The following is a 20,660-nucleotide window of genomic DNA, read 5'->3' as shown; positions in this document are numbered from 1 at the left end:
TCTGTCGGCATGGGCTGCGCACCCGCTGGGAGCGGCTCACCATGCTGGAGGCGCACAGCGCGAGCACCGTCGGGCTGCTCACGGAGCGGACCCGCAAGCACCTGCGCCCGCCGCACGTGGAGGCCCAGCGGCCGGGGGATCTGGTCTGCCTCGATGCCTTCTACATTGGCAAGCTCAAAGGCGTAGGCAGAGTCTGGCAGCTCACCGCCTGCGACGCGGCCTGCTCGTACGCGATCGCTACCGTTGTCCCGCGGGTCACCGCGCAGGCGACCGTGCACTTCTTGCGGACCCACGTGGTGCCGATCTACCAGCGCGCTGGACACCGCCTCCGGGCTGTACTCACCGATGGCGGGCCGGAGTTTCAGACGGCCTTCACCGCGGCCTGTCGGGCGCTGGGCATCGAGCACCGACGGACCAAGCCGCGCCATGCCTGGACGAATGGGTTCGTCGAGCGCTTGCAGGGCACCATCCTCAGCGAGCTGTGGCGGGTGGCCTTCCGGCGCACCTACTACACCAGCCTGGGACAGTTGGAGCGGGACCTGCAGGCGTACCTGCGCTTCTACAACCGGGAGCGGCCCCATCTGGGCTATCGCCTCAAGGGTCGAACCCCGGCCATGGCATTCAGGGCTCGGGGGGAGTCGCAAAGTGCAAACACCTAGTCCGAACTTGACACCCTAGGCCACCCGATAGCGGCGCAGTTTCTCCTCGTCCAGCTCGACACCCAGGCCGGGGCGATCGGGGACGATGAACGCGCCGTCCCGGAACTCGTACGGCTCGGTGATCAGGTCGTCCGTGTAGTAGTGACCGGCCATTTTCGTCGGACGGCGGCCGGCCGGCGCGCTGACGGGGATGGAGCCGGGCAGCGTGACGTTGCGGGTCGAGGCGGCCAGATGGAGGTTGGCCATGTTGCCGATGCCGGTCTCGGCGGAACCGTTCACGTCGCAGGGCAGGCCGCCGGCTTCGGCGACGGCGGCCATCTGCTTCGCCGGGTAGAGGCCGCCGGGTTTGGTGTAGTAGAGCGAAATCATATCCGCCGCGCGCAGCTGGAGGATGCGCAGCACGTCCTGGGGCGTCCAGGCGCTTTCGTCGGCCATGATGGGCACGTCCGTGGCCCCGCTGATGCGGGCCAGATTTTCCACACCCATCACCGGCTGCTCCATGAACCAGATGCCGTAGGCCTCCATCCGCCGCAGCGCCTGCAGGGCGAGCTTCGGGGTCGGATATCCCTGATTGGCGTCCACGCGGATGCGGATGTCGGGCCCCACGAGCTGGCGCGTGCGCCGCACCAGCTCGACATCGCGTTCCGGGTCGATCCCGATTTTGAGCTTGATCGTTCGCACGCCCTCTTCCACCACCGCGGCGATCTCCGCCAGCGCCGGCTCGATTTCCATCAGGCCGATGGAGTGGGCCAGCGGCACCTCACGCCGGACCAGCCCTCCCAGCAGCTCGTAGACCGGCACCCCCAGGGCGCGGCCCTTCAGGTCGTACAGCGCGACGTCAATCGCCGCCTTGGCGTAGGGGTGGCCGCGGATCACGGCGTCCATGCGGGCGTGCAGCGCGTCGAGCTGGAACGGGTCCTGGCCGACCAGAACCGGCGCCAGCCAGCGCTCGATCACGTCTACCACGCCCACGGAGTACTCTCCGTCGTGGGTCCCGTAGTCGCCGCCCCAGTCCGGCAGAGCGGGCGCCTCGCCCAATCCCCTGATCCCATCGTCGGAGGTGACGCGGACGATGACGTAGTCGCTGCCGGCGGGGACGTTGTTGAACGCCCAGCGGTGCACGCGTCGCCGGGGCAGTCCGACGCGGAACGTCTCGATCCGGGTGATCTTCATCGATCGCCTCCTAGGCCGTGGTCAGCAACCGGCTCGTGTCCACGGCGTCGGTAAACAGCTCGTAGCCCTCCGCCGTGACCAGCAGCTCGTCTTCCAGCTGGTACCCGTAACCGTCCGCGAAGATAAAGGGCTCGATGCACAGGACCATGCCGGGCTGGAGGACGGTGTCGCCCACGAATCCGATCAGTGGCTCCTCGTGCAGGTGCAGGCCCAGGCCGTGACCGACGAAGGACGACACGGGGAAACCGGCCTGCTGGAACCGCCGCGCGAACTCGGCGTACAGCGTAGAGGTGCGGACACCCGGGCGCACCATGGCCAGCAGAGCGCGATGGGTCTCGACGATTCGCGCCCAGACCTCGCGCTGCCGCGCCGTGGGCTCGCCGACGACCGCCGTCCGCGCGACGTCCGAGTAGTAGCCGCGGCGGTGGGCGATGATGTCCACGCGGATGAGGTCGCCCCGGGCCAGCACGCGGTCGGTCGGCCCGGCGTTGGGCAGACCGCTGCGCTCCCCGGAGGCCACCACCAGAATGCGCACCCCGTCGACGCCGCGGGCGTACAGCTCCCCGGCGAGCACTCCGCCCAGATCCCGCTCCGTCATCCCCGCCCCCACCTGACGATAGGCCGCGGCGTGCACCTCGTCAGCCAGACGGCCGACCTCCCGCAGCGCGGCGATCTCCTCCGCAGTCTTCACCATGCGCAGGTGCGCGAACCAAGCCTCGTTGCCCACCCACTCCACCTCGGGGAGCAGTCGCACCAGCTCGGCGTAGTCGGCGGCCGGGAGGTAGTGCAGCTCGATGCCCACCCGCCCGCGCCGGATGCCCAGCTCGGTGAGGGTCGAAGCCAGCACCGCCATTGGCCGCTCGGCAAACTCCTTCCACTTGCGCACGTCCGCAATGCGGCTGAGTCGGCGCGCCGTGGAAAACTCCATGTCCACGGTGAGCATCGCCTCCCGCTCGGGCGTGACGATGCAGCAGGCGTGGCGATGGCGGATCACGGGCTGGGAGGGCACCACGAAGCCCGCGGTGTAGGCGACGTTCTCCGGCGAGACGGCGATGCTGGCCCGCCACTGTTCCCGCTGTACCGCTTCTCGCTGGCGACGGATGATCTCGTGCACCTGTGCCATCCCGTCCTCCTTTGCGGGCATTACCGACCGATCCGGCTCAGCGCGCCGGCTCCTGGCCGGGCGCGGTCGCGGAGGCGGCGACCGCTCTGCGGCGGTGCCGCCACTCCAGGAGCAGCGGATAGGTCGCGGTGGCTGCGGCCAGCACCAGCAGCGTCACGCTCAGCGGCCGCTGCAGGTAGACGAGCAGGCTGCCGTTGCTGACGATCAGGGTCCGGCGCAGGTTCTCCTCGAACATCGGCCCCAGGATGAGCCCGAAGATCAGGGGCAGCACAGGGAACCCTGCCTTCTGCATGAGGTAACCCACGCCGCCGAAGAACACCATCATCCAGACATCGAACAGCGCGTTGTTGACGGCGTAGGCTCCGACGACGCAGAGCCCGGTAATCCCCGTGAGCAGGACGGCCCGGGGCAACCGCAGCGTCCAGGCGAAGAGCCGCGCCCCGAGCAGGCCGAGGATGGTGGTCAGGGCGATCGCCATGCCGAGGGCCACGTAGACGGCGGCCACGAAGTCGCGGTGCTCCGTGAAGAGCTGCGGCCCCGGCCGCAGCCCCTGGATGAGCAGGGCGCCCATCAGCACCGCCGTAATGCTGTCGCCGGGAACTCCCAGGCTCATCGTCGGGATGAGATCGCCGCCCATGCAGGCGTTGTTGGACGACTCCGGCGGCACGATCCCCTCCGGGATCCCCGTGCCGAAGCGCTCGGGCGTGGCCGACAGCCGCTTCTCCTGCAGGTAGGAGAATGTCACACCGATCGCCGAGCCGGCCGCCGGAATGATGCCCACGATCACACCGACGACCGCCCCACGCAGGGCCCCCGGCACGGTCCGGCGCATCTCCGCCCAGGGCGGGATCACCCGGCGAATCGTGGTGATCACCTGCCAGCGCCGGGCGCCCCCCTCCAGATGCCGAAACACCTCGGCCAAGCCAAAGATGCCGATGGCGACCGGAATCACGGGCACCCCGGCGGCGAGATGCCGGCTGCCGAAGTCGAAGCGCAGGACGTTCGTCAGCGGATCCAGCCCGACCGTGGCCAGGAGCAGCCCCGCCGCTCCCGCCAGAATCCCCTTCAGCATCGCCTCCGGGATCGCCGCGGAGAGGCTGGCCAGTCCCAGCAGGGCCAGCCCCGTGAACTCGGGGCTCTGGAACTTGAGGCCGAGCGCGGCGAGCAGCGGGGCGACGGTCATGAACACCAGCAGCCCGAACAGCCCGCCAAACATCGAGGCCAGCGTGGCGTAGCCGATCGCCTCGCCCGCCCGTCCCTTCATCGCCATCGGATGACCATCGAGCTGGGTGACGATGGCCCCGGGCGTGCCAGGAATCTTCAGCAGGATGGCCGAGATCGATCCACCGTAGACGCTGCCGTTGAACACACCCATCAGGAACATCATTGCCTCCGTCGGGCCCAGGGCGAAGGTCAGCGGCAGCAGGACGGCCAGCGACGTGGTCGAGCTGATCCCCGGCAACGCGCCCAGGATGATCCCCAGGATCGATCCCGCCAGCGACAGCACCAGCGCCACCGGCGAGGTGAGGATCGCCGGCAGCGTCTCACGGAGCTGATCGAGCATCGGCTCCTCTCACGGCAGCGGCACCTTGACGAACCCCTTGAAGACGTAGTACAGCGCGGCCGTGATGACCAGGGCCGCGGCAACGGATTGGGCTAGGAAGCGGAGGGCGGGCCCACGATCCTCGCCCGGAGTCAGCACGGCGATCCATCCCGCGCCGAACAGCAGCGTGGCGGCGATGAACCCCAGGCGGGGCAGCGCCACCAGGTACACGCTAAGCGATGCGGCGAACGCGGCCGGGCGGATGTAGGCGCGCAGCGCCAGAGAGTGTCCCACCTCCGGAAGGCCCGCCAGCGCCGGGCCCAGCCTCGCCACCCCCAGGAGGATGAGCACTGCGCCGCCTCCCAGGAGGAAGAGGAGGAGCACCCTGGGGAGGAGTGCCGGCCCCGGATCGGTACCGAAGTCGAAGCTGGTCAGCGTCGCATTGCGGCCCAAGGCCGCCAGACCGACGATCCCGACGACGAGCAGGATCGCTCCGGCCAGCAGGTCACTCAGTCCGCGGCGGGCTTGCTCAACCATCGATCCGCCGCGGGGGCGGATTCTCCGCCCCCGCGATCCGTCCCGGCTACTTGGTGTTGCGCGCCAGCCCGAGCTCAAACAGCAAGGCGTATTGGAGCGCGTCGTCCGCCTTCAGGAAGGCCTCCGTGCGCTTGATTCCCATCGGGCTGATCACGAACCCCGCCTTGTTGGCCCGCTGCACGAAGGCCGGGTTCTGCAGGGCGGCCAGGAATTTCGCCTCAAGCACGGCCAGTCGGTCGGCGGGGATCCCCTTCGGTCCGGCGACGACGCGCCAGGAGCCGTAGGTCACGTCGAAGCCCTGCTCCTTGAAGGTGGGCACATCGGGTGCCAGGAAGTGGCGTTTGCCGTCCGAGACGCCGAGAATTCGCAGGCGACCCGCGCGATGCCCCTCGATGACGTCGGGCACCGGCACGGTCGTCGCCTGCACCTCGCCGGCCAGCAGCGCGGCGACGCTGGGCGCGAAGCCCTGGTAGGGGATCTTGTTCAGGGCGATGCCCAGCTTCTTCTCAAAGACCAGCACGGTCAGGTGCGACGCCCCGCCCGGCGGATCGTTGGAATTCTTGATGGTGTTGGGCCGGGCTCGGGCCGCCTCGACGAACTCCTTGAGGGTCTTCCAGAGCGCGTCGCCTCTGACCGTCAGCGCGCCGGGTTCATTGCCGAAGAAGACAATGGGCTGCAGCTCCTCGATCTTCACCGGATTCGGAATCATGTACTGCTGGGCGACGGCTCCCGAGCCGAACATCCCCACGGTGTAGCCGTCCGGCCGGGCGGTGGCGATTTCGCGGTGGCCGATGGCCCCCGCGGCACCGGGCTTGTTGACCACGACCACCGGCACCCCGAACTCCCTGGTAGCCTGATCGGCCAGCAGCCGCATACTGATGTCCGATCCGCCCCCCGCGGGCCAGGGCACAATGAGGGTGATTTCCCTGCTGGGGAACCGTTCCTGGGCGGCGGTCCAGGACGTGCCGGCAAGGATGACCAGCAACACAACCACCGCCCCCAGAGCCACCGCGCGATGCACGAACCGCATTGCTCTCCCTCCCCTCCTCTGTGGATCAGGCGTTACGGACGTTCGGGTCACCCGCTCCGGCCAGCATCCCTTCGATCAGCGGTCGGACCTCCTGCGCGAACCGCAGCAACTGCTGACGCGCTCCCACCCTGGTGACCTGCACGGCGAAGTCCGTGGCTCCGCCCCGGAACAGGGCCGCGCATCGGACGGCCACATCGGAAGGAGACCCCGCGATCACGAAGCGATCCACCTCGTCCGCGCCGACGAAGCGGGCGGCGGCCTCCGGACCCTCGGCGGCGAAGGCGTCGTGCACCCGCCTGGTCACCTCGGGGTCGACACCCATCCGGGCGGCGACGGCCGGCGTCGTCATGCCCAGCAAGTAGGCCGCCCAGGGCCGCAACGCCTCGATCGCCCCGGCGCGGTCGTCGGTGACCCGCACGCTCTGCCAAGCGACCACCTCGAACCCCTCGAGCGATCGTCCGGCCCGCCGGGCGCCCAGGCGCACTTCATCCAGCCCGTAGGCCTGCGCCTCCGGCGAGACCAGCGACTCCAGCATCACGCCGTCGCCGACCTCCCCCGCCACCCGCAGCATCTTCGGGTTCCGCGTGCCGATGATGATCGGCACCTCCGGCCGACCCGCGGTCTGCAGGGCGACCTCGTGCAGTGTCCAGTAACCGTCCCACCGCACCGTCTCGCCGGCGAGCAGCCGCCGGATCAGCAGCGCCGCCTCCCGAACCCGCTCCGGCGCGTGACGGCCGTCGAGGCCCAGCCGGTCGATGAGGTGCTTGCGGTTGCCCGCGCCCAGGCCCAGGAGCAGCCGGCCGCCGGCGACCTCCGCGACGGTGGCCGCGGCGCGCGCAATCTGCACAGGATGGCGGGTGTAGGGGTTGGTCACGGCCAGCCCGAGCTCCAGCTGCGGCACCTCGCGCGCCACCTGCGCCAGCAGGACAAAGGGGTCGGCGTAGTAGGTCTGATCGGGGATCCACAGCCGACGGAACCCCAGGTCGTACCCGGCGCGGGCGAAGGCCAAGAACTCCTCCACGGGGCCGTCGGGGATCCGGGTAAAGGAGAAGATCACTCACCCCTCCTCCGCACCGAGCTGGATCAGCCGGTTGTTGGGCGTCCCCACGCTCAACACCTCGAAGCCGCTCTCGGTAATGAGAAACTCGTCCTCGATGTGGAGTCCCATGCGGCCGGGCACCAGGTACATCGGCTCCAGGCACAGCACCATTCCGGGCTCTAATCGGCTGTCGGTGTAGAGGTTCACGTACGGTTCCTCATGAATCGTCAACCCCAGCCCGTGCCCCAGGAACTTGAGGGATGCCTCCAACCCCGCCGTCGACAGCGTTTGCAGGTAGAGCTGGTGCAGCGCGCGCGTGCGGGCCCCCGGCCGGAGCGCGTCCTGCACGCGGGCGTAGGCGTCGAGCAGCACGCCCCAGAGGCGCGCCTGCTCGGCCGTCGGCGGGCCGCACACCGCCGTGCGCGCGACATCGGAGTGGAACCACGCCTGCCCGGAGATCAGGTCCACCCGGACCACATCCCCGGGTGCGATCGGCCGATCGGTGGGGGCGGCGTTGGCGAAGGCGCCGCGCTCACCGGCGCCGACGATGGGACGGCAGTAGTCGACTCCGGGGCAGGCGTCAACGAGCAGACGGGCTAGGTCCTGCTCCGTCATCCCGGGGCGGAAACGCCGGTAGGCCTCGCCGTGGGCGCGGGCGGCCAGGGCCCCCAGCCGCCGGATGACGGCGATCTCTTCCGCCGTCTTGCGGGCCCGGGCGGCGAAAAACACCGCCGCCGCCGGGGCGACGACGACCCGCGGCAGCGCGCGGCGGAGCCGATCGGCGTCGGCGGCCGGCAGGTGGTCGAGCTCCAGGCCGATGCGCCCGCGATCCAGCCCCCGCTCGCGGATCACATCCGCGAGCAACGCCATCGGATCGTCGGTGAACTCGTTGTAGGCGCGGATGTCCTCGATCCACCGGGCGCGGTCCCGAGCCAGGGCCTCCTCCACGTTCACCACGATCAGCGCCGGACGGCCCTCTTGCGGCACCAGACAGATCGTGCGTCGAAACCGGTTGCTGAGATGCGACGGGACGGTATCTCCGGCGCTGTAGACAACGTTATCCGGCGAGGTCGCCGCGACCGCGTCCAGACCTTGCTCGCGCATCACCTCGCGCAGTCTGACGGCGGTAGCGATCGGTGCGCTCACCGCCGCCTCTCCCACGGTCCGTGCTCGACCAGGCGCAGGACGTCGGCGCGGCCCGCTCCCTCCAGCCCCAGACGCCCCGCGGTGAGCCCGACCTGCGCGTAGTCCACGCCGGTGGCCACCGAGGCGAGGTGGATGAGGGCGTCCACCGTCGGCGTGGACACGCCCGCCGCGGCGGCAAACGCCTGCAGCGGCACGAGGCCAAAGGCGACGTCCTCCTTGATGTAGCGCCCCTCCAGGTTGGGCTGGGCCTTGATGTAGCGGTTGGGCACGCTGTCCTTCATCGCCTCGAAGACCGATCGGGCGGCCCAGGCTCGGTGCGAGGTGTAACCCGCAGCGTAGAAGTAGTCGAGAAAGGTTCCCACGGCCACTCCGTAGCCCTCGGCGACGGCCAGCCGGTCGCGGTCCACCGCCTCGATCGCCCGCGCCACGGCGGGTGTGATGCCCTCGTAGTAGTAGAAGAAGTCACCGGCGGTGTGCTCGATCCAGCCCGCATTGAGCAGCATTCCCGGCGGGTGCAGCACGGCGTTGAGATTGGTCAACGAGGTCACCAGGACGGAGTCGACAGGCTGAGCCTGCGGATAGAGCCGGCCAAATCGAGCCAAGGCCTCCTCCCGCCGGGTCGCGGGGAGGACGGCCGCGCGTGTCGTACGGGCGCGGCCGGTGATGTTGACGCGGGTCGGGGAGGCCATCCGGCAGATGTAGGTCAGCGAGTTCAGCTCGACGATGGGCACGGCGGGCGCTCCGCCCTCGGCGAGCAGCCGCGCCACATGCAGCGCGCTGCCGGTGTTGCTGGCGTTGAGGACGATCAGCTGCTCGGGGTGGAGGAGCGGCGCCAGGGCGCGGGCGTAGTACTCCTGGCCTGAGGCGGGCACGGTGAGCATCACGACCTTCGCGCCCTCCACCGCCTCGGCGAGATCCGCGGTAATGCGGGCCACGGGGACGAAGGCGTCGCCGGTCGCGCCCGTGGCCTCCACGCCTCCGCGCTGGCGAAAGGGTTCGAGCCGCTCCGGCGACCGGTTGGTCAGGGCGCAGGTGAAACCCCGCAAGCCTAGATCGGCCGCCGCGGCGACACCGCCGTTGCCCGCGCCGAGGACGGCCACATCCACGTGCCCCGACGTCACCGGTGTCCCCTCCGCGCCGCGCCGCGTCCCGTCCCGCGCGTCGTTCCGCCGCCGGAGAGAGCGGGGAGGCGGCGCACCTCTTCGATCACCCTCCGGACGTGGGCCTCCATCGCCTGCCGCGCGGCGGAGGGGGTGCGCCGGCGGATGGCCGCGGCAATCCGGCGATGCTCCCGGATGGATCGGCGGATCCGACCCGGCAGGGCTACCGTAGCCTCCCGGCTGCCGCGCAGGGCCGAGCCAAGGCTCTCCACGAGCTGTCGCAGCACGGCATTACCGCCGGCCTCGGCGATGGCGCGGTGGAATTCCAGGTCAAGCTGCACGTAGGCGGCGTGGAGCGCGGCGCTGTCCGCCGCGGACGTCTTCACGAGCCGCTCGGCCTGGGCAAGAATCTCCTCCAACCGGGCGCAGTGCTGCGGAGTGGCATGCCGCGCGGCGAGATCGGCGGACTTTGTTTCGATCGCCGCGCGCACCTCCAGCAGGTCAAGCAGCGAGGGACCGTGTTCGACGATCCACGTCATCCAGCGGTGCCAGACGCCGTCCCCCGCCTGGGCCTGTCGCAGGAACACCCCGCGGCCATGCTGGACGGAGACCAGGCCCATGGCCTCAAGGCTGCGCACAGCCTCGCGCAGCGACGCCAGGCTGACCCCGAAGGTCTGCGCCAGCCGGCGCTCCGAAGGCAGCCGGCGGTGGCGCTCGAACGCCCCGCTGCGGATCTGCTGCACGAGGCGTCTGGCCACCTCGTCTGAGATGCGCTGCACCCTCACCGGCGGCGCAGGAAGGATGACGCCCCTCCAGAGACTGTTCAGGTGATCAGAACAGTTTGCCGCCATGATACTCACCCGCCGGCCGTCTGTCAACCGGAGATGGTGGTCTGCGGTGCCCTCGCGCCAGAGGAGCCGATCCGCACCAAACCGTCCGCCACCCTCTGGATACGCCGCCGGGACACGCTCATCGCGGCTTGACCGCCGCGGCATGATTCCGTACGCTGGCCGTACACCGTCGTAGGGGGTGACCGATGTCCTACCGGGTGTGGGGCAGGATCGCGGCCGGTCCCGTCCTCTTCCTCATGGTCGCTACGGGCGCCTCCGCGCATCACGGGTGGGGCGGCTACGACAGCTCCAGGACACTGCACCTGACCGGAGTGATCCGCGAGTCAACCTATGAGCATCCCCACGGGATGCTCAAGCTGGCCGTCGATGACCGGACGTGGGACGTGGTCCTGGCGCCGCCGTCGCGGATGCAGGTCAGAGGGCTGACCCGGGCGATGCTCGCCCCCGGCACGACGGCGACCGTCGTGGGCTATCCGCATCGAACCATCCCGAACGAGATGCGGGCGGAGCGCATCACGATCGACGGCAAGACCACGGAGTTGCGCTAGACTCGTCGCCATGGCGCCGATGACGCCGGCGGCTCCGGCCTGGCTCGTCTGGCTTGAGCAGACCGGGCCGGCCGTGGCCATGCGGACCTCGATCTGGATGTATCCTATCGTGGAGATCATTCACATCGTCGGGCTCGTGCTGCTGGTCGGATCGGCGTTCCTGTTCGATCTCCGCCTGCTGGGAGTGTCCCGGCACGTCCCCGTCTCCGACATGGCACGGCACCACCTGCCGCGGGCCAGGCTGGGCCTGGGGGTCGTCGTGCCATCCGGGCTGCTCATGTTCGCCGCCCATGCCACGGCGTGGGGCATGAGCCCCGTCTTTCGCCTGAAGGTGGTGCTGATCGCGGCCGCCATCGTGAATACACTCCTCTTTCATGGGCGGACCGCCAAGTCGCTCGCCCGGTGGGACCGCGACGCGCCGACCCCGCCTGGCGGAAAGGCGGCGGCCGTGGTCTCGCTGACGCTGTGGACGGCGGCGATCGCGGCGGGCCGGCTCCTCGCGTACTTCTGACGTCAGTTTGTTTCACCTCGTCCGGGTCGACGGCGCACTCGGACCCCGTCGCGCCCCTCCTCCCCGGCGCGGTAGGTGACCCGTCCCCCGACCATGGGTCAAGGAGCGAATCTGAGGAGGATGAGCAGGAACACGGCGTCAGGGCGGCGGCTGGGCACAACTTGTCGTCAACTGCGCCACGACCGCGAACACGCTTGATGCTAGCGGCCCAGATTCGCGAAATTCAATGTCTCCACGCTGCCTAGCCCATGAGACCAAAAAGATGTCTTTGAGCCAGACTGTATGGATCGTCCTGGCCCTTCAGTCACGGGGCTCCAAATAACTCCACGATAACCCTGTACCTCTAGTGGATTCCCCGGGAATGCGCGAGCTTGTAGGCCTGCCGGACATCCTTCCTGAACCGCGCTCGCCTCTCAGCAGTCCTCTTGGGAAAGCGGGTAGCAGCTGGGTGCACAGTACGGATTACTGCTACGTTGCTTTTCGCCGACACCCTGAAGATAAACTCTTGCCGACCTTCGGGTGCTATGAGGTTCCACCCGCGCAACACGTTCCACGCGTCGATGCCCACAACCACAACGACGGCGGGCTGGACGATTTTCACTTCTCTTATGAAGTAATCGCGATGCAACTTCAGAATCGTCGGATTGTAGAATAACAGTGGCGCATCCTTCTTCGTCGCTCTAATCTTGACGACATCTGTAATGTGTGCGTCTACTAAACCCTCCTCGCGCAGGCACCGATAGAAGAATTCGTCAGTCTCCTTGAGACCGCGTCTAGGCCGTCCCCTCCCCTTGCTCGGGTTAAGGCCAGCCACGATGATAGGAGCGGCTCCAAGAAAACCCTTCACACCATCGCGCTCGGGCCAAAACCATACATCGGAAAGGAGTCCCATGCGGACATGCTCTTGCTCGATCCGGGCCTTCAGCGATGCAAGGCGTGCTGCCTTTTCGTTGATGGCCATCCTACTCCACTCCCCATTGCTTCGTTGGAGGTCAGGAGAGAAGACCTCCTGCACTAGATGAAGGTTTTTCGGCCTCCGGTTTGGTGCGGACCTCTCCGAAGTGATCCTGAAAGACTCACTCCAGATGGGAAGTTCGTGAGCTGTGAGTATGATGCGGGGCGCGCAGATTCAAGAGCACAAGGGCAGAAAAGGCCGATGCCCGAAACGCAACATCGCGTTTCGAGCATCAACAGTGGTAGCGGGGGCAGGATTTGAACCTGCGACCTTCGGGTTATGAGCCCGACGAGCTACCTGGCTGCTCCACCCCGCGTCGACAAATTCCATTATAGGAAAGCTCTCCCCCGCGGTCAATCGCACCCCCCGCGACGGGAAGGACGCCGCCGGGGGTGCGGCGAACCACACGGGGTTCTTTCATGGATCTGACGCCCGCGGCCCGCCGCATCACCCGCACGCTCTTTGCCGCCCAGAGCCTGGCCTCGGCCGCGACGGTGGCGATCTTCCCCGTGGTCAGCATCATCGGGGCGCGGCTGAGCGGCCGCCCCTCCTGGGCCGGCGTGCCGGCGATGGTCTACCTGCTGGGCCAGGCCCTCTCCGCCTTCGGCTGGGGGCAGTTGATGGATCGTCTCGGCCGTCGCGGGACCCTGGTGCTCGGGCTGCTGCTGGGGACTGCCGGCGCGAACGCCGCCATCCTCGCCGTCCAGGGCGACTCCTTTGCGGGGTTTCTCCTGGGATCGCTGTTCATCGGCTTCGCCGTTTCGGGCGTGCAGCTGGCGCGGTTCATCGCAGCCGAGGTCCATCCGCCCGCGGAACGCGGCCGCGCGATCTCCACCGTGGTGCTGGGCGGCACGGTGGGCGCCATCTCCGGCCCGCTGCTGGCCGGGGCTTCGGCGCGGGCGGCCGGCGCGACGGCGCTCGATGAGCTCAGCGGCCCGTATTTCGTGACCACGGGACTCTTCGCTTTGGCGGCTCTGGTCGTCTTCGCCTGGCTTCGCCCGGAACCCCGTGAAGTCGGCGCGGCGATCGCCGCGCTGCACGATCCAGATCACGCCGACAACGGACCGGGGCGCACCGTCGCGGAGATTCTTCGCGTGCCCGCCGCCTTCGTCGCCGTGACGGCGATGGTCTTCGGCCAGCTGATCATGGTCATGCTGATGGTGATCACCCCGCTGCACATGCGGGGCCACGAGCACCCGCTGAGCAGCATCTCCTTCGTCATCTCCGTCCACGTCGTGGGGATGTACGCCTTCTCCATCATCTCCGGCCGGCTGGCCGACCGATTCGGCCGTGGCCCGATCATCGTCGCCGGAGCAGGCGGCCTCGTCCTGGCCGGACTGACGGCGCGGCTCTCGCCGCAGGTGCTGCCCCTGGCGGTCGCGCTGTTCCTGCTGGGGCTGGGCTGGAACTTCTCCTACGTCGGCGGATCGTCGCTGCTCGCCGACCAGCTGACCCCGGCGGAGCGGGGGCGGACGCAGGGGTTCAACGACCTGCTGATCGGGCTGACCTCCGCCGCGGGCAGCCTCGGCAGCGGGATCGTCTTCGCCGGGATCGGCTACGGGGCGATGGCCCTCGTCGCCGCCACGGTGGGCCTCATCCCGCTCACCCTTGGGGCGTGGTGGCAGCTGCGACGCGCGGCGCCGGTCGCGCCGTGGGGTTAGCGGACCAGCACGGCGAGTTCCTGCAGCGATTCCAGCAGGTAGTCCGGCGCGGCCGCCTGGAGGACCTCCCGGTCGGCGAATCCGCCCAGGACCGCGGCGGTGAGCGTGCCGGCGGCCTTCCCCATCATGACGTCCTCCACGGTGTCGCCGACATACAGGGAGACCGCGGGCGCCACACCCAGCACGGCCAGCGCCTGGCGCAGCGGAGCCGGCAGGGGTTTCCGCTCCGCGACGTCGCCGCCGCAGACGACGACATCGAAGGCCGTCCCCCACCCCGCACGCCCGATGTCGCGTTCCACGCGGGAGCGGTCGCCGGAGGTCACCAGACCGAGCCGGCATCCCGAGGCGCGCACGGCGGCGAGGATCTCGTCGGCGCCGTCGCGGGGACGCGGCGCCTCCTCCGCATAGTGCCGCAGCCACAGGCGGTCGGCCTCCGCCCATCGGTCGCGCGGCACGCCCATCCGCTCGTAGAAGATGTACCAGTTCGGGGAATAGTGACGGGCGTACTCCTGGTCGGGCAAGGGCAGCCCCAGGTCGGCGAAGACCTTGCGGTAGACCGTGTGGTGCGAGGCGAGGGAATCGAGCAGGGTCCCGTCCAGGTCGAAGCAGACGGCGCGAAGCGCGGGCATGGTCTTATTCTAGCCGCTTCTGGAAGCGGGCCACGCTGAGGCCGAAGAAGGCCAGCCCGAGGGCGGCCAGGGGGATGATCTGCACGGCCAGCTCGGCCAGCCCCACGCCCTTGAGGATGATGCCCCGGACGATGGTCAGGAAATAGGTCAACGGGATGGCGTACCCGATCCATTGGATCACCGCGGGCATCCCCTCGCGCGGAAACATGAACCCAGAGAGCAGGATCGTGGGCAGGAAGATGAAAAACGCCGCCTGCATCGCCTGCCGCTGCGTGCGGGAGACCGTGGAGACGAGGATCCCCTGCCCCAGCGTGGCCAGATAGAAGACCAGGGTCAGCCCGTAGAGCAGCGCCAGGCTGCCGCGGATCGGCACCCGGAACCAGTAGGCACCGATGAGCAGGGCCAGCGTCATGTCCACATAGCCCAGCACCGCATAGGGCAGGATCTTGCCCAGCATCAGTTCGATCTTGCGGATCGGCGTGGCCACCAGCTGCTCCAGGGTCCCCAGTTCCCGTTCGCGCACGATGGCGATGGCCGTGAGCATCAGCGTCAGCATGCTCAGGATGACCGCGAGCAACCCCGGCACCATAAAGTTGACGCTGCGCAGGTCGGGATTGTACCAGGCCCGGATGCGCATCTCCACCGGCAGGCCGCGTCCCGGAGCGCCCGCGCGGCGGAGCTGGCGGGCGGCGATCTCCAGGGAGGCGGTCTGTCCGATGGCCCGGGCCGTGGAGAGGGCGCTGTTGGCCACCAGGGGGTCGGAGGCGTCCACAATCACCTGCACCTGCGCCGGCCGCCCGGCCTGCAGCGCGCTGGCGAAGTCGGGGGGAATGACGATCCCCACGCGCATCGCCCCGCGGTCGATGGCCCGTGCGATCTCGTCCTCGTCCCGGGCTCGGGCCCGGATGTCGAAGTACCGCGAGTTCACGAACCGCTCCAGCAGAAGCCGGCTCTCCTGGCTCTGCGACCGGTCGACGACGATGGTCGGCAGGTGCTCCACCTGGGTGGTGATGGCGTAGCCGAAGAGCAGCAGCTGGATGACGGGCATGAGCAGGGCCATGGCCAGCGTGCGCGGATCGCGCATCAGCTGGACAAACTCTTTGAGGATGATCGCCCCCAGCCGCCTACGCATTGGCGTCCTCTCTGCCGCCGATCAGGGCCACGAACACGTCCTCAAGGGTCGGCAGCCCCGCCGCCCGCTTGATCGCCTCCGGTGTTCCCCGGGCGACGATCCGTCCGGCGTGGATGAAGGCCAGCCGCCCGCAGTGCTCCGCCTCGTCCATGTAGTGCGTGGTGACCAGCACCGTGGTGCCCTCCTCGGCGAAGCGGTAGATGAGTTCCCAGAACTCGCGGCGCTGCACCGGGTCGGTGCCGGAGGTCGGTTCATCGAGGAGCAGCAGCTCCGGGCGGTGGAGGATGGCGCAGCCCAGGGCCAGTCGCTGGCGCCAGCCTCCGGACAGCGTCCCGACCAGCCGGCGCTCCTGCCCGGTGAGGGCGGCCCGCTGGATCCAGCCCGCCACCTTCCGCCGCCGTTCGTCGTCCGGCAGGCCGTAGACCCGCCCGTAGAAGTCCAGCAGCTCCTCCACGGTGAGGTCGTTGTAGAGGCTGCTGCGCTGGCTCATGTACCCCAGTCGCGCGCGGAGGATCTCCCCTTCGCGGGCCGGGTCCAGGCCAAGCACTTCGACCCGGCCGGAGGTCGGGGCCATGAGCCCACACAACATCCGGATGGTCGTCGTCTTCCCCGCGCCGTTGGGGCCGAGAAAGCCGAAGATCTCGCCCCGCTGGATGGAGAGGTCGATGCCGTCCACCGCGACGAAGTCGCCGAAGCGCTTCGTCAGTCCTTCCGCCCTGACGGCCTCTCCCAGGGGACTCATGCCGACCGCCCCAGCAGCGAGACGAAGACGTCCTCGAGGGAGGGTTCGATGCGCCGGAGGCGCTGCACCCGCAGGCCAGCGGCCTCCAGGGCGGAGGCGATCGCGCCTGCGGCGGTGTCGGCGGGGACGACGACGTGCACCGCCTCGCCGAAGACGGTGGCCTGCCGGACGCCCGCCATCCGGCGCAGCGCGGCCAGCGCCTCCCGCCGCGGGGAGGCGACGACCTCGATCACCGCCCCGGGGAACCGCGCCCGCATCGTCTGCGGAGGATCCACCGACAGGATCCGTCCCCGGTGCATCAGGGCCACGCGATGGCAGCGCTCGGCTTCGTCCATGTAGGGCGTGGCGGCGACGACCGTCTTGCCCCGACGGTTCAACTCCAGCAGGATCTGCCAGAATTCGCGCCGGCTCACCGGATCGACTCCGGTCGTCGGCTCATCGAGCAGCAGCACCTCCGGCTCGTGCAGAAGCGTGGCGGCCAGGCTCAACTTCTGCTTCATCCCGCCGCTGAGGTGTTCGGCCCGGCGGCCCGTGAAGGGCTCCAGCCGGCTGAACTGCAACAGTCGTTCCAGCCGTGGGCCGATCTCCTTCCGGGGCACGCCGAAGACCTCGGCCACGAAGCGCAGGTTCTCCAGCACGGTCAGATCCCCGTAGAGGGCGAAGGTCTGCGGCATATAGCCCACGCGGGCTTTGACGCCCTCAGGGTCGAGGCGGATGTCCGCCCCGGCAATCCCTGCGGTGCCGGCGGTGGGTTCCACCACCGCGGCCAGCATCCGGAACAAGGTGGTCTTCCCCGCCCCGTCGGGGCCCAGCAGCCCGAAGATCTCCCCCCGGCGGACCTGGAAGGACACATCGTCCACGGCAGCGACGGCGCCGAAGCGTTTGGTGAGGTGCTCGACGACGATCACGATGGCCGGGTCAGCGCAGGATGATGACGGCGTCGGCAGGCATCCCGGGCTTGAGCAGACCATCGGGATTGGCCAATGTCACTTTCACCGCAAAGACCAGTTTGATGCGCTCCTCGCGCGTCTGGACGTTGCTGGGGGTGAACTCGGCCTGCTGCGCGATCTCGGTCACGGTCCCCGGGAAGGTCCGGCCGGGCAGCGCGTCGGTGGTGACCTCGGCGCGCTGACCGAGGGCGATCGCACCGAGCCGCGGCAGCGGAATGTACAGGCGCACCCACACCTTCCGGAGATCGGCCAGCGTGAGGATGGGGGCGCCCGCGCCGACGATTTCCCCCTCGCTGGCCAACTTCGCCACGACGACACCGTCCAGCGGCGAGGTGACGATCAGGTTCTGCTGCTGCACCAGGAGGTAGCGCAGACTGGCCTCGGCCTGACGCAGCTGGGCCCGGGCCGCGGCCAGATCCGCCCGGCGCTGGGCGATCAGCTCTTCTCCGGCCCGGGCGAGCCGCAGGCTGGCCTGGGCCTGCTCGGCCTGGGCCCGCGCCGCGGCCACCTCCTCCTCCCGCAGCCGCACCTGACGGAGGTTGTCCCGGGCCAGACGCAGCGCCGCCTCGGCCTGGGCGGCCATCTCCACCGCCGCATCGTACTGGGCCTGGGCCGCGCTGGCCGCGGAGCGGGCGGCGTCGAGCTGCTGCGCGCTCACCGCCCCGTCCCTGAACAACGCTTCCATCCGGCGGAGGTCCTGGGTGGCCCGGTCCCGGGCGGCGCGGGCGGCCCGCACATGCTGGGTGGCCGCGGCCTGCGCCGCCTCCGCCTGCCGGACCTGCAACGCGGCCTGGGAGGAGGTGAGGGCGCGCGCTTCGGCGGCCTGACGCATGCGCGACTGCGCGCCTTCCAGCGCCGCTTCGGCCTGCGCGATCTGCGCCGCCACCTGCCGCTGCTGCAGGACCAGCGCCGCCTCGGCCTGGGCGACACGCGCCCGCGCGGCGTCGATCGCGGCCCGGGCCTGGTCGATCTGGGCCCGCAACTCCCGTCCGTCGATCGTCACCAGCGGCAGGCCCGTCCGCACCGTGTCGCCTTCCGCGACGTGGATCCGCTCGATGCGCCCCGGGACCTTGCTCGCCGCGCTGACCTGCAGGGCCTCGATCGTCCCTGACGCCGCCACCATCTCGTCGGGCTGGCGCGACGGGCGGATGGACCGCACGACGACCCAGGCCAGCAGCGCGGCGACGACCGCCAGCGGGACGATGATCCGGAGGCGACGGGGCATGGCCTCAGGGCACCTCGGCGCCGACGGCGCGCTCCAGGGTGGCGCGGGCCAGGTTGTAGTTGAACAGAGCCTGAGCCTTCGCCGCCTCGGCCTCGGAGGCGGAGGTCTGGGCGTTCAGGACTTCCAGGGTCGTGCCGACCCCGGACTGGAACCGCACGGTGGCGATACGGAGGGCCTCCTGGGCCTGGGCGATCAGGGCGTCCGCGCCGCTCAGTTCCTCCGCGGCCGAGAGGAGATTCAGGTACGCCTGGCGGACCTCCAGCTCCACACTCAGTTTCTGCTGCGCCTCCATGGCGCGCAGTTGTTCCAGCCGCAACCGCGCCTCACGGATACGCTCCCGGGTGATGCCGCCGTCATAGAGGTTCAGCGTCGCAGCCAGGGTCACGGACCAGGACGCGGTCGCGGCCTGGCCGGCAAACAGCCCGGTCGTGTTCGAATAGCTGCCGCCGCCCTGCACGGCCAGAGTGGGCCGGGCCCCGCTTTCGGCCAGGCGAATCCCGGCCTCCGCGGCGGCCTGCCGCGCGGCCAGTTCCGCGAACTCGGGCCGGCTCTGCAACGATCGGGCCACCAGGGCATCGGCAGTGTCTCGTACCGGTCGGACGCTGAAGGTTTCGGTGAGCGTCAGCGGCGTGTTCACCGGGAGATTGAGCAGCCCGGCCAGGGCCTGCACGGCCTGGGCCATGCCGTTGCGGGCGCGCACCTGGCTCTGCCGGGCGCTGGCCAGCGCGACCTCGGCCTGCACTTCGTCGAATCGTGGGGAGGCGCCCGCGGCGACCCGGGCCCGGGCCACACGCAGGTTCTCCGTCGCCTGGGCGACGCTGCGCTCGGCCACCTCCAGGCCCGCTCGGGCCAGCAGCACCTGGAAGTAGGCCTGGCGGACGCTGAACACGATGGACTGCCTGATCCGCTCCAGCGTCGCCTCCGCGCCCCGCACGTTGGCCTCGGCCAGGGCGATCTGCGCCTCCAGGCTCCCCCCGGTGTACAGCGGATACTGCAGGACCAGGCGGACGTCGTAGAGATTGGGCGAGGGCGGCGGGATGACCACCGGGATCCCCCCCAGCGTGAGCACCGTCGGCCCCTGCTCCTGGGTCCGGGTGTAGCTGCCCTGCGCGCTCGCCTGCGGGCCCTTCGCTCCGCGCGCCTGGGCCAGCTGCGCCCGGGCGATGGCCACTTCGAAGGCCGCCACCCGCAGCTGCATGTTCTGCTGCAGGGCGAGGGTGACGGCCTCGGTGAGGGAAAAGGACCGCGGCGGAGGCGGCGCGGGCTGCGCCGGGACGGGTGCTCCAACGGCAAGGGTGGTCAGGAGCGTCAGTACCACGATCAGTCGAATGCCTCTCACGTCCGTCCTCCTTGGGATGATGGGGTGCGGGTGGTCTCGCCGCGCGGCACCGCCCCATACAGAAAGAGGCGCACCACTTCGGCGACGATCGTCCCGTAGTCGTAGGGGATCAATCGTTGACCGAGCATGATCTCCTGCATCAGCACGAAGGCCATAAGCATGCCGGGCAGCGCGCGCGAGGCGATCGTGGAATTCAGGTCCTGACGGAATACCCCGGCGCCCATCCCCGCCCGGAGGAACTCCTCGAGCCGCTCTGCAGCCGCCGTGGGGATCCGCATGTACTGCCGCCGGGCCGCCGGACTGAGATACGGCAGCGCGGAGACGAAGACTTTGAGGAACGGCGTCTGGCTGCGCAGGCGCTCGGCCATCGCGCCGATCAGCCCCAGCAGCTGGCGCTCGGCCTCCTCCGGGCTGCGCGGCCCCCCGGCGGCGGGGGTCCACATCTTGAGCACCGGCTGGACAAACTGGCGGGGGATGTGCACGAGCAGATCTTCCTTGCTTCGGAAGTAGTTGTAGATACTGCCCTCGGCCAGTCCGGCGGCGCGCGCGATCTCGCTGATCGTCGCCCCCTCGAAGCCCTTGCGGGCAAAGACCTTCGCCGCGGCCTCCAGGATCTGCGTCCGCCGCGCCTCCTGCTTCGCCCTGACCCGCGCGGGCATCCGCCTCATCGCCACCGGCTCCGGGACGGCGGGGTCGTCCCGTAGAGAATGAGTGAACGCTCACTCAGAAAGGGAAAGCGCTTCCATTGTGGGGCACGGCGCCGGATC

21 protein-coding genes and 1 tRNA gene are annotated in these 20,660 nt (G+C 69.6%); 4 read left to right on the top strand and 18 right to left on the bottom strand.

From position 1 onward, the window contains the following. On the top strand, nucleotides 1–659 hold a 659-nt coding region (locus QN141_08505; GenBank protein MDR7558516.1), incomplete at its 5' end, for an integrase core domain-containing protein. Between the two features lie 15 nt (nucleotides 660–674). Here QN141_08505 and QN141_08500 read toward each other — a convergent pair. From QN141_08500 to QN141_08460, 9 genes are read right to left on the bottom strand one after another with little or no spacing between them, the layout of a single operon-like run. After that, nucleotides 675–1,832, bottom strand: a complete 1,158-nt coding sequence (locus QN141_08500; protein ID MDR7558515.1) for an enolase C-terminal domain-like protein — start codon at nucleotides 1,830–1,832, stop codon at nucleotides 675–677. Nucleotides 1,833–1,842: 10 nt separating this feature from the next. After that, complete coding sequence (locus QN141_08495) at nucleotides 1,843–2,955, bottom strand: Xaa-Pro peptidase family protein (protein MDR7558514.1); 1,113 nt, start codon at nucleotides 2,953–2,955, stop codon at nucleotides 1,843–1,845. 37 nt (nucleotides 2,956–2,992) lie between these two features. Next, nucleotides 2,993–4,519 (bottom strand): tripartite tricarboxylate transporter permease, encoded by a 1,527-nt coding sequence (locus QN141_08490; GenBank protein MDR7558513.1) that lies wholly within the window; start codon nucleotides 4,517–4,519, stop codon nucleotides 2,993–2,995. Between the two features lie 9 nt (nucleotides 4,520–4,528). After that, nucleotides 4,529–5,035 (bottom strand): tripartite tricarboxylate transporter TctB family protein, encoded by a 507-nt coding sequence (locus QN141_08485; GenBank protein ID MDR7558512.1) that lies wholly within the window; start codon nucleotides 5,033–5,035, stop codon nucleotides 4,529–4,531. Between the two features lie 46 nt (nucleotides 5,036–5,081). Further along, the gene (locus QN141_08480) at nucleotides 5,082–6,065 is read right to left on the bottom strand and encodes a tripartite tricarboxylate transporter substrate binding protein (protein ID MDR7558511.1); all 984 of its coding nucleotides are present in this window, start codon (nucleotides 6,063–6,065) and stop codon (nucleotides 5,082–5,084) included. Between the two features lie 25 nt (nucleotides 6,066–6,090). Next, nucleotides 6,091–7,122, bottom strand: a complete 1,032-nt coding sequence (locus QN141_08475) for an LLM class flavin-dependent oxidoreductase (GenBank protein ID MDR7558510.1) — start codon at nucleotides 7,120–7,122, stop codon at nucleotides 6,091–6,093. Next, the gene (locus tag QN141_08470) at nucleotides 7,123–8,250 is read right to left on the bottom strand and encodes a Xaa-Pro peptidase family protein (protein ID MDR7558509.1); all 1,128 of its coding nucleotides are present in this window, start codon (nucleotides 8,248–8,250) and stop codon (nucleotides 7,123–7,125) included. Then, on the bottom strand, nucleotides 8,247–9,371 hold the full coding sequence (locus QN141_08465) for an NAD/NADP octopine/nopaline dehydrogenase family protein (protein ID MDR7558508.1): 1,125 nt from the start codon (nucleotides 9,369–9,371) through the stop codon (nucleotides 8,247–8,249). Before QN141_08465 ends, QN141_08470 begins: the two co-directional genes overlap by 4 nt. Beyond that, nucleotides 9,368–10,129: an FCD domain-containing protein gene (locus tag QN141_08460; GenBank protein ID MDR7558507.1), complete on the bottom strand. Its 762-nt coding sequence runs from the start codon at nucleotides 10,127–10,129 to the stop codon at nucleotides 9,368–9,370. The genes QN141_08465 and QN141_08460 overlap by 4 nt, the downstream gene beginning before the upstream one ends. Nucleotides 10,130–10,386: 257 nt before the next feature. On the opposite strand from QN141_08460, the gene QN141_08455 reads away from it, so the two are divergent. Then, nucleotides 10,387–10,749, top strand: a complete 363-nt coding sequence (locus tag QN141_08455; protein ID MDR7558506.1) for a DUF6152 family protein — start codon at nucleotides 10,387–10,389, stop codon at nucleotides 10,747–10,749. A 10-nt stretch (nucleotides 10,750–10,759) separates the two neighbouring features. Beyond that, nucleotides 10,760–11,260, top strand: coding sequence for a hypothetical protein (locus QN141_08450; protein ID MDR7558505.1), 501 nt, complete (start codon nucleotides 10,760–10,762; stop codon nucleotides 11,258–11,260). Nucleotides 11,261–11,603: 343 nt separating this feature from the next. Here the strand turns inward: QN141_08450 and QN141_08445 are convergent, their stop codons facing one another. Both QN141_08445 and QN141_08440 read right to left on the bottom strand, forming a co-directional pair. Then, nucleotides 11,604–12,221 carry a hypothetical protein gene (locus QN141_08445; protein ID MDR7558504.1) on the bottom strand — a complete coding sequence of 206 codons (618 nt, stop codon included), beginning with the start codon at nucleotides 12,219–12,221 and terminating at the stop codon, nucleotides 11,604–11,606. A gap of 233 nt (nucleotides 12,222–12,454) precedes the next feature. Further along, nucleotides 12,455–12,531: transfer RNA gene (locus QN141_08440), tRNA-Met, on the bottom strand. Between the two features lie 103 nt (nucleotides 12,532–12,634). On the opposite strand from QN141_08440, the gene QN141_08435 reads away from it, so the two are divergent. After that, the gene (locus tag QN141_08435) at nucleotides 12,635–13,876 is read left to right on the top strand and encodes an MFS transporter (GenBank protein ID MDR7558503.1); all 1,242 of its coding nucleotides are present in this window, start codon (nucleotides 12,635–12,637) and stop codon (nucleotides 13,874–13,876) included. Here the strand turns inward: QN141_08435 and QN141_08430 are convergent. The 7 genes from QN141_08430 to QN141_08400 are packed head-to-tail and all read right to left on the bottom strand — an operon-like array spanning nucleotide 13,873 to nucleotide 20,561. Further along, nucleotides 13,873–14,505: an HAD family hydrolase gene (locus QN141_08430; protein ID MDR7558502.1), complete on the bottom strand. Its 633-nt coding sequence runs from the start codon at nucleotides 14,503–14,505 to the stop codon at nucleotides 13,873–13,875. The genes QN141_08435 and QN141_08430 overlap by 4 nt on opposite strands. Before the next feature lie 4 nt (nucleotides 14,506–14,509). Then, nucleotides 14,510–15,637, bottom strand: a complete 1,128-nt coding sequence (locus tag QN141_08425; protein MDR7558501.1) for an ABC transporter permease — start codon at nucleotides 15,635–15,637, stop codon at nucleotides 14,510–14,512. Beyond that, complete coding sequence (locus tag QN141_08420; GenBank protein MDR7558500.1) at nucleotides 15,630–16,379, bottom strand: ABC transporter ATP-binding protein; 750 nt, start codon at nucleotides 16,377–16,379, stop codon at nucleotides 15,630–15,632. Before QN141_08420 ends, QN141_08425 begins: the two co-directional genes overlap by 8 nt. Further along, nucleotides 16,376–17,287: an ABC transporter ATP-binding protein gene (locus QN141_08415; GenBank protein ID MDR7558499.1), complete on the bottom strand. Its 912-nt coding sequence runs from the start codon at nucleotides 17,285–17,287 to the stop codon at nucleotides 16,376–16,378. Before QN141_08415 ends, QN141_08420 begins: the two co-directional genes overlap by 4 nt. Nucleotides 17,288–17,297: 10 nt before the next feature. Continuing rightward, entirely contained in the window at nucleotides 17,298–18,554 is a 1,257-nt protein-coding gene (locus QN141_08410; GenBank protein ID MDR7558498.1) for an efflux RND transporter periplasmic adaptor subunit, read from the bottom strand. A 4-nt stretch (nucleotides 18,555–18,558) separates the two neighbouring features. Beyond that, complete coding sequence (locus QN141_08405) at nucleotides 18,559–19,893, bottom strand: TolC family protein (protein ID MDR7558497.1); 1,335 nt, start codon at nucleotides 19,891–19,893, stop codon at nucleotides 18,559–18,561. Beyond that, nucleotides 19,890–20,561 carry a TetR/AcrR family transcriptional regulator gene (locus QN141_08400; GenBank protein MDR7558496.1) on the bottom strand — a complete coding sequence of 224 codons (672 nt, stop codon included), beginning with the start codon at nucleotides 20,559–20,561 and terminating at the stop codon, nucleotides 19,890–19,892. The genes QN141_08405 and QN141_08400 overlap by 4 nt, the downstream gene beginning before the upstream one ends. Nucleotides 20,562–20,660 lie beyond the last annotated feature (99 nt).

It is taken from the genome of Armatimonadota bacterium, assembly GCA_031459765.1.
In the GTDB taxonomy this organism is placed as follows: domain Bacteria; phylum Sysuimicrobiota; class Sysuimicrobiia; order Sysuimicrobiales; family Kaftiobacteriaceae; genus Kaftiobacterium; species Kaftiobacterium secundum.
Note: the sequence above shows the minus strand (reverse complement) of the source record. Positions and strands in the feature narration are given on the sequence as shown.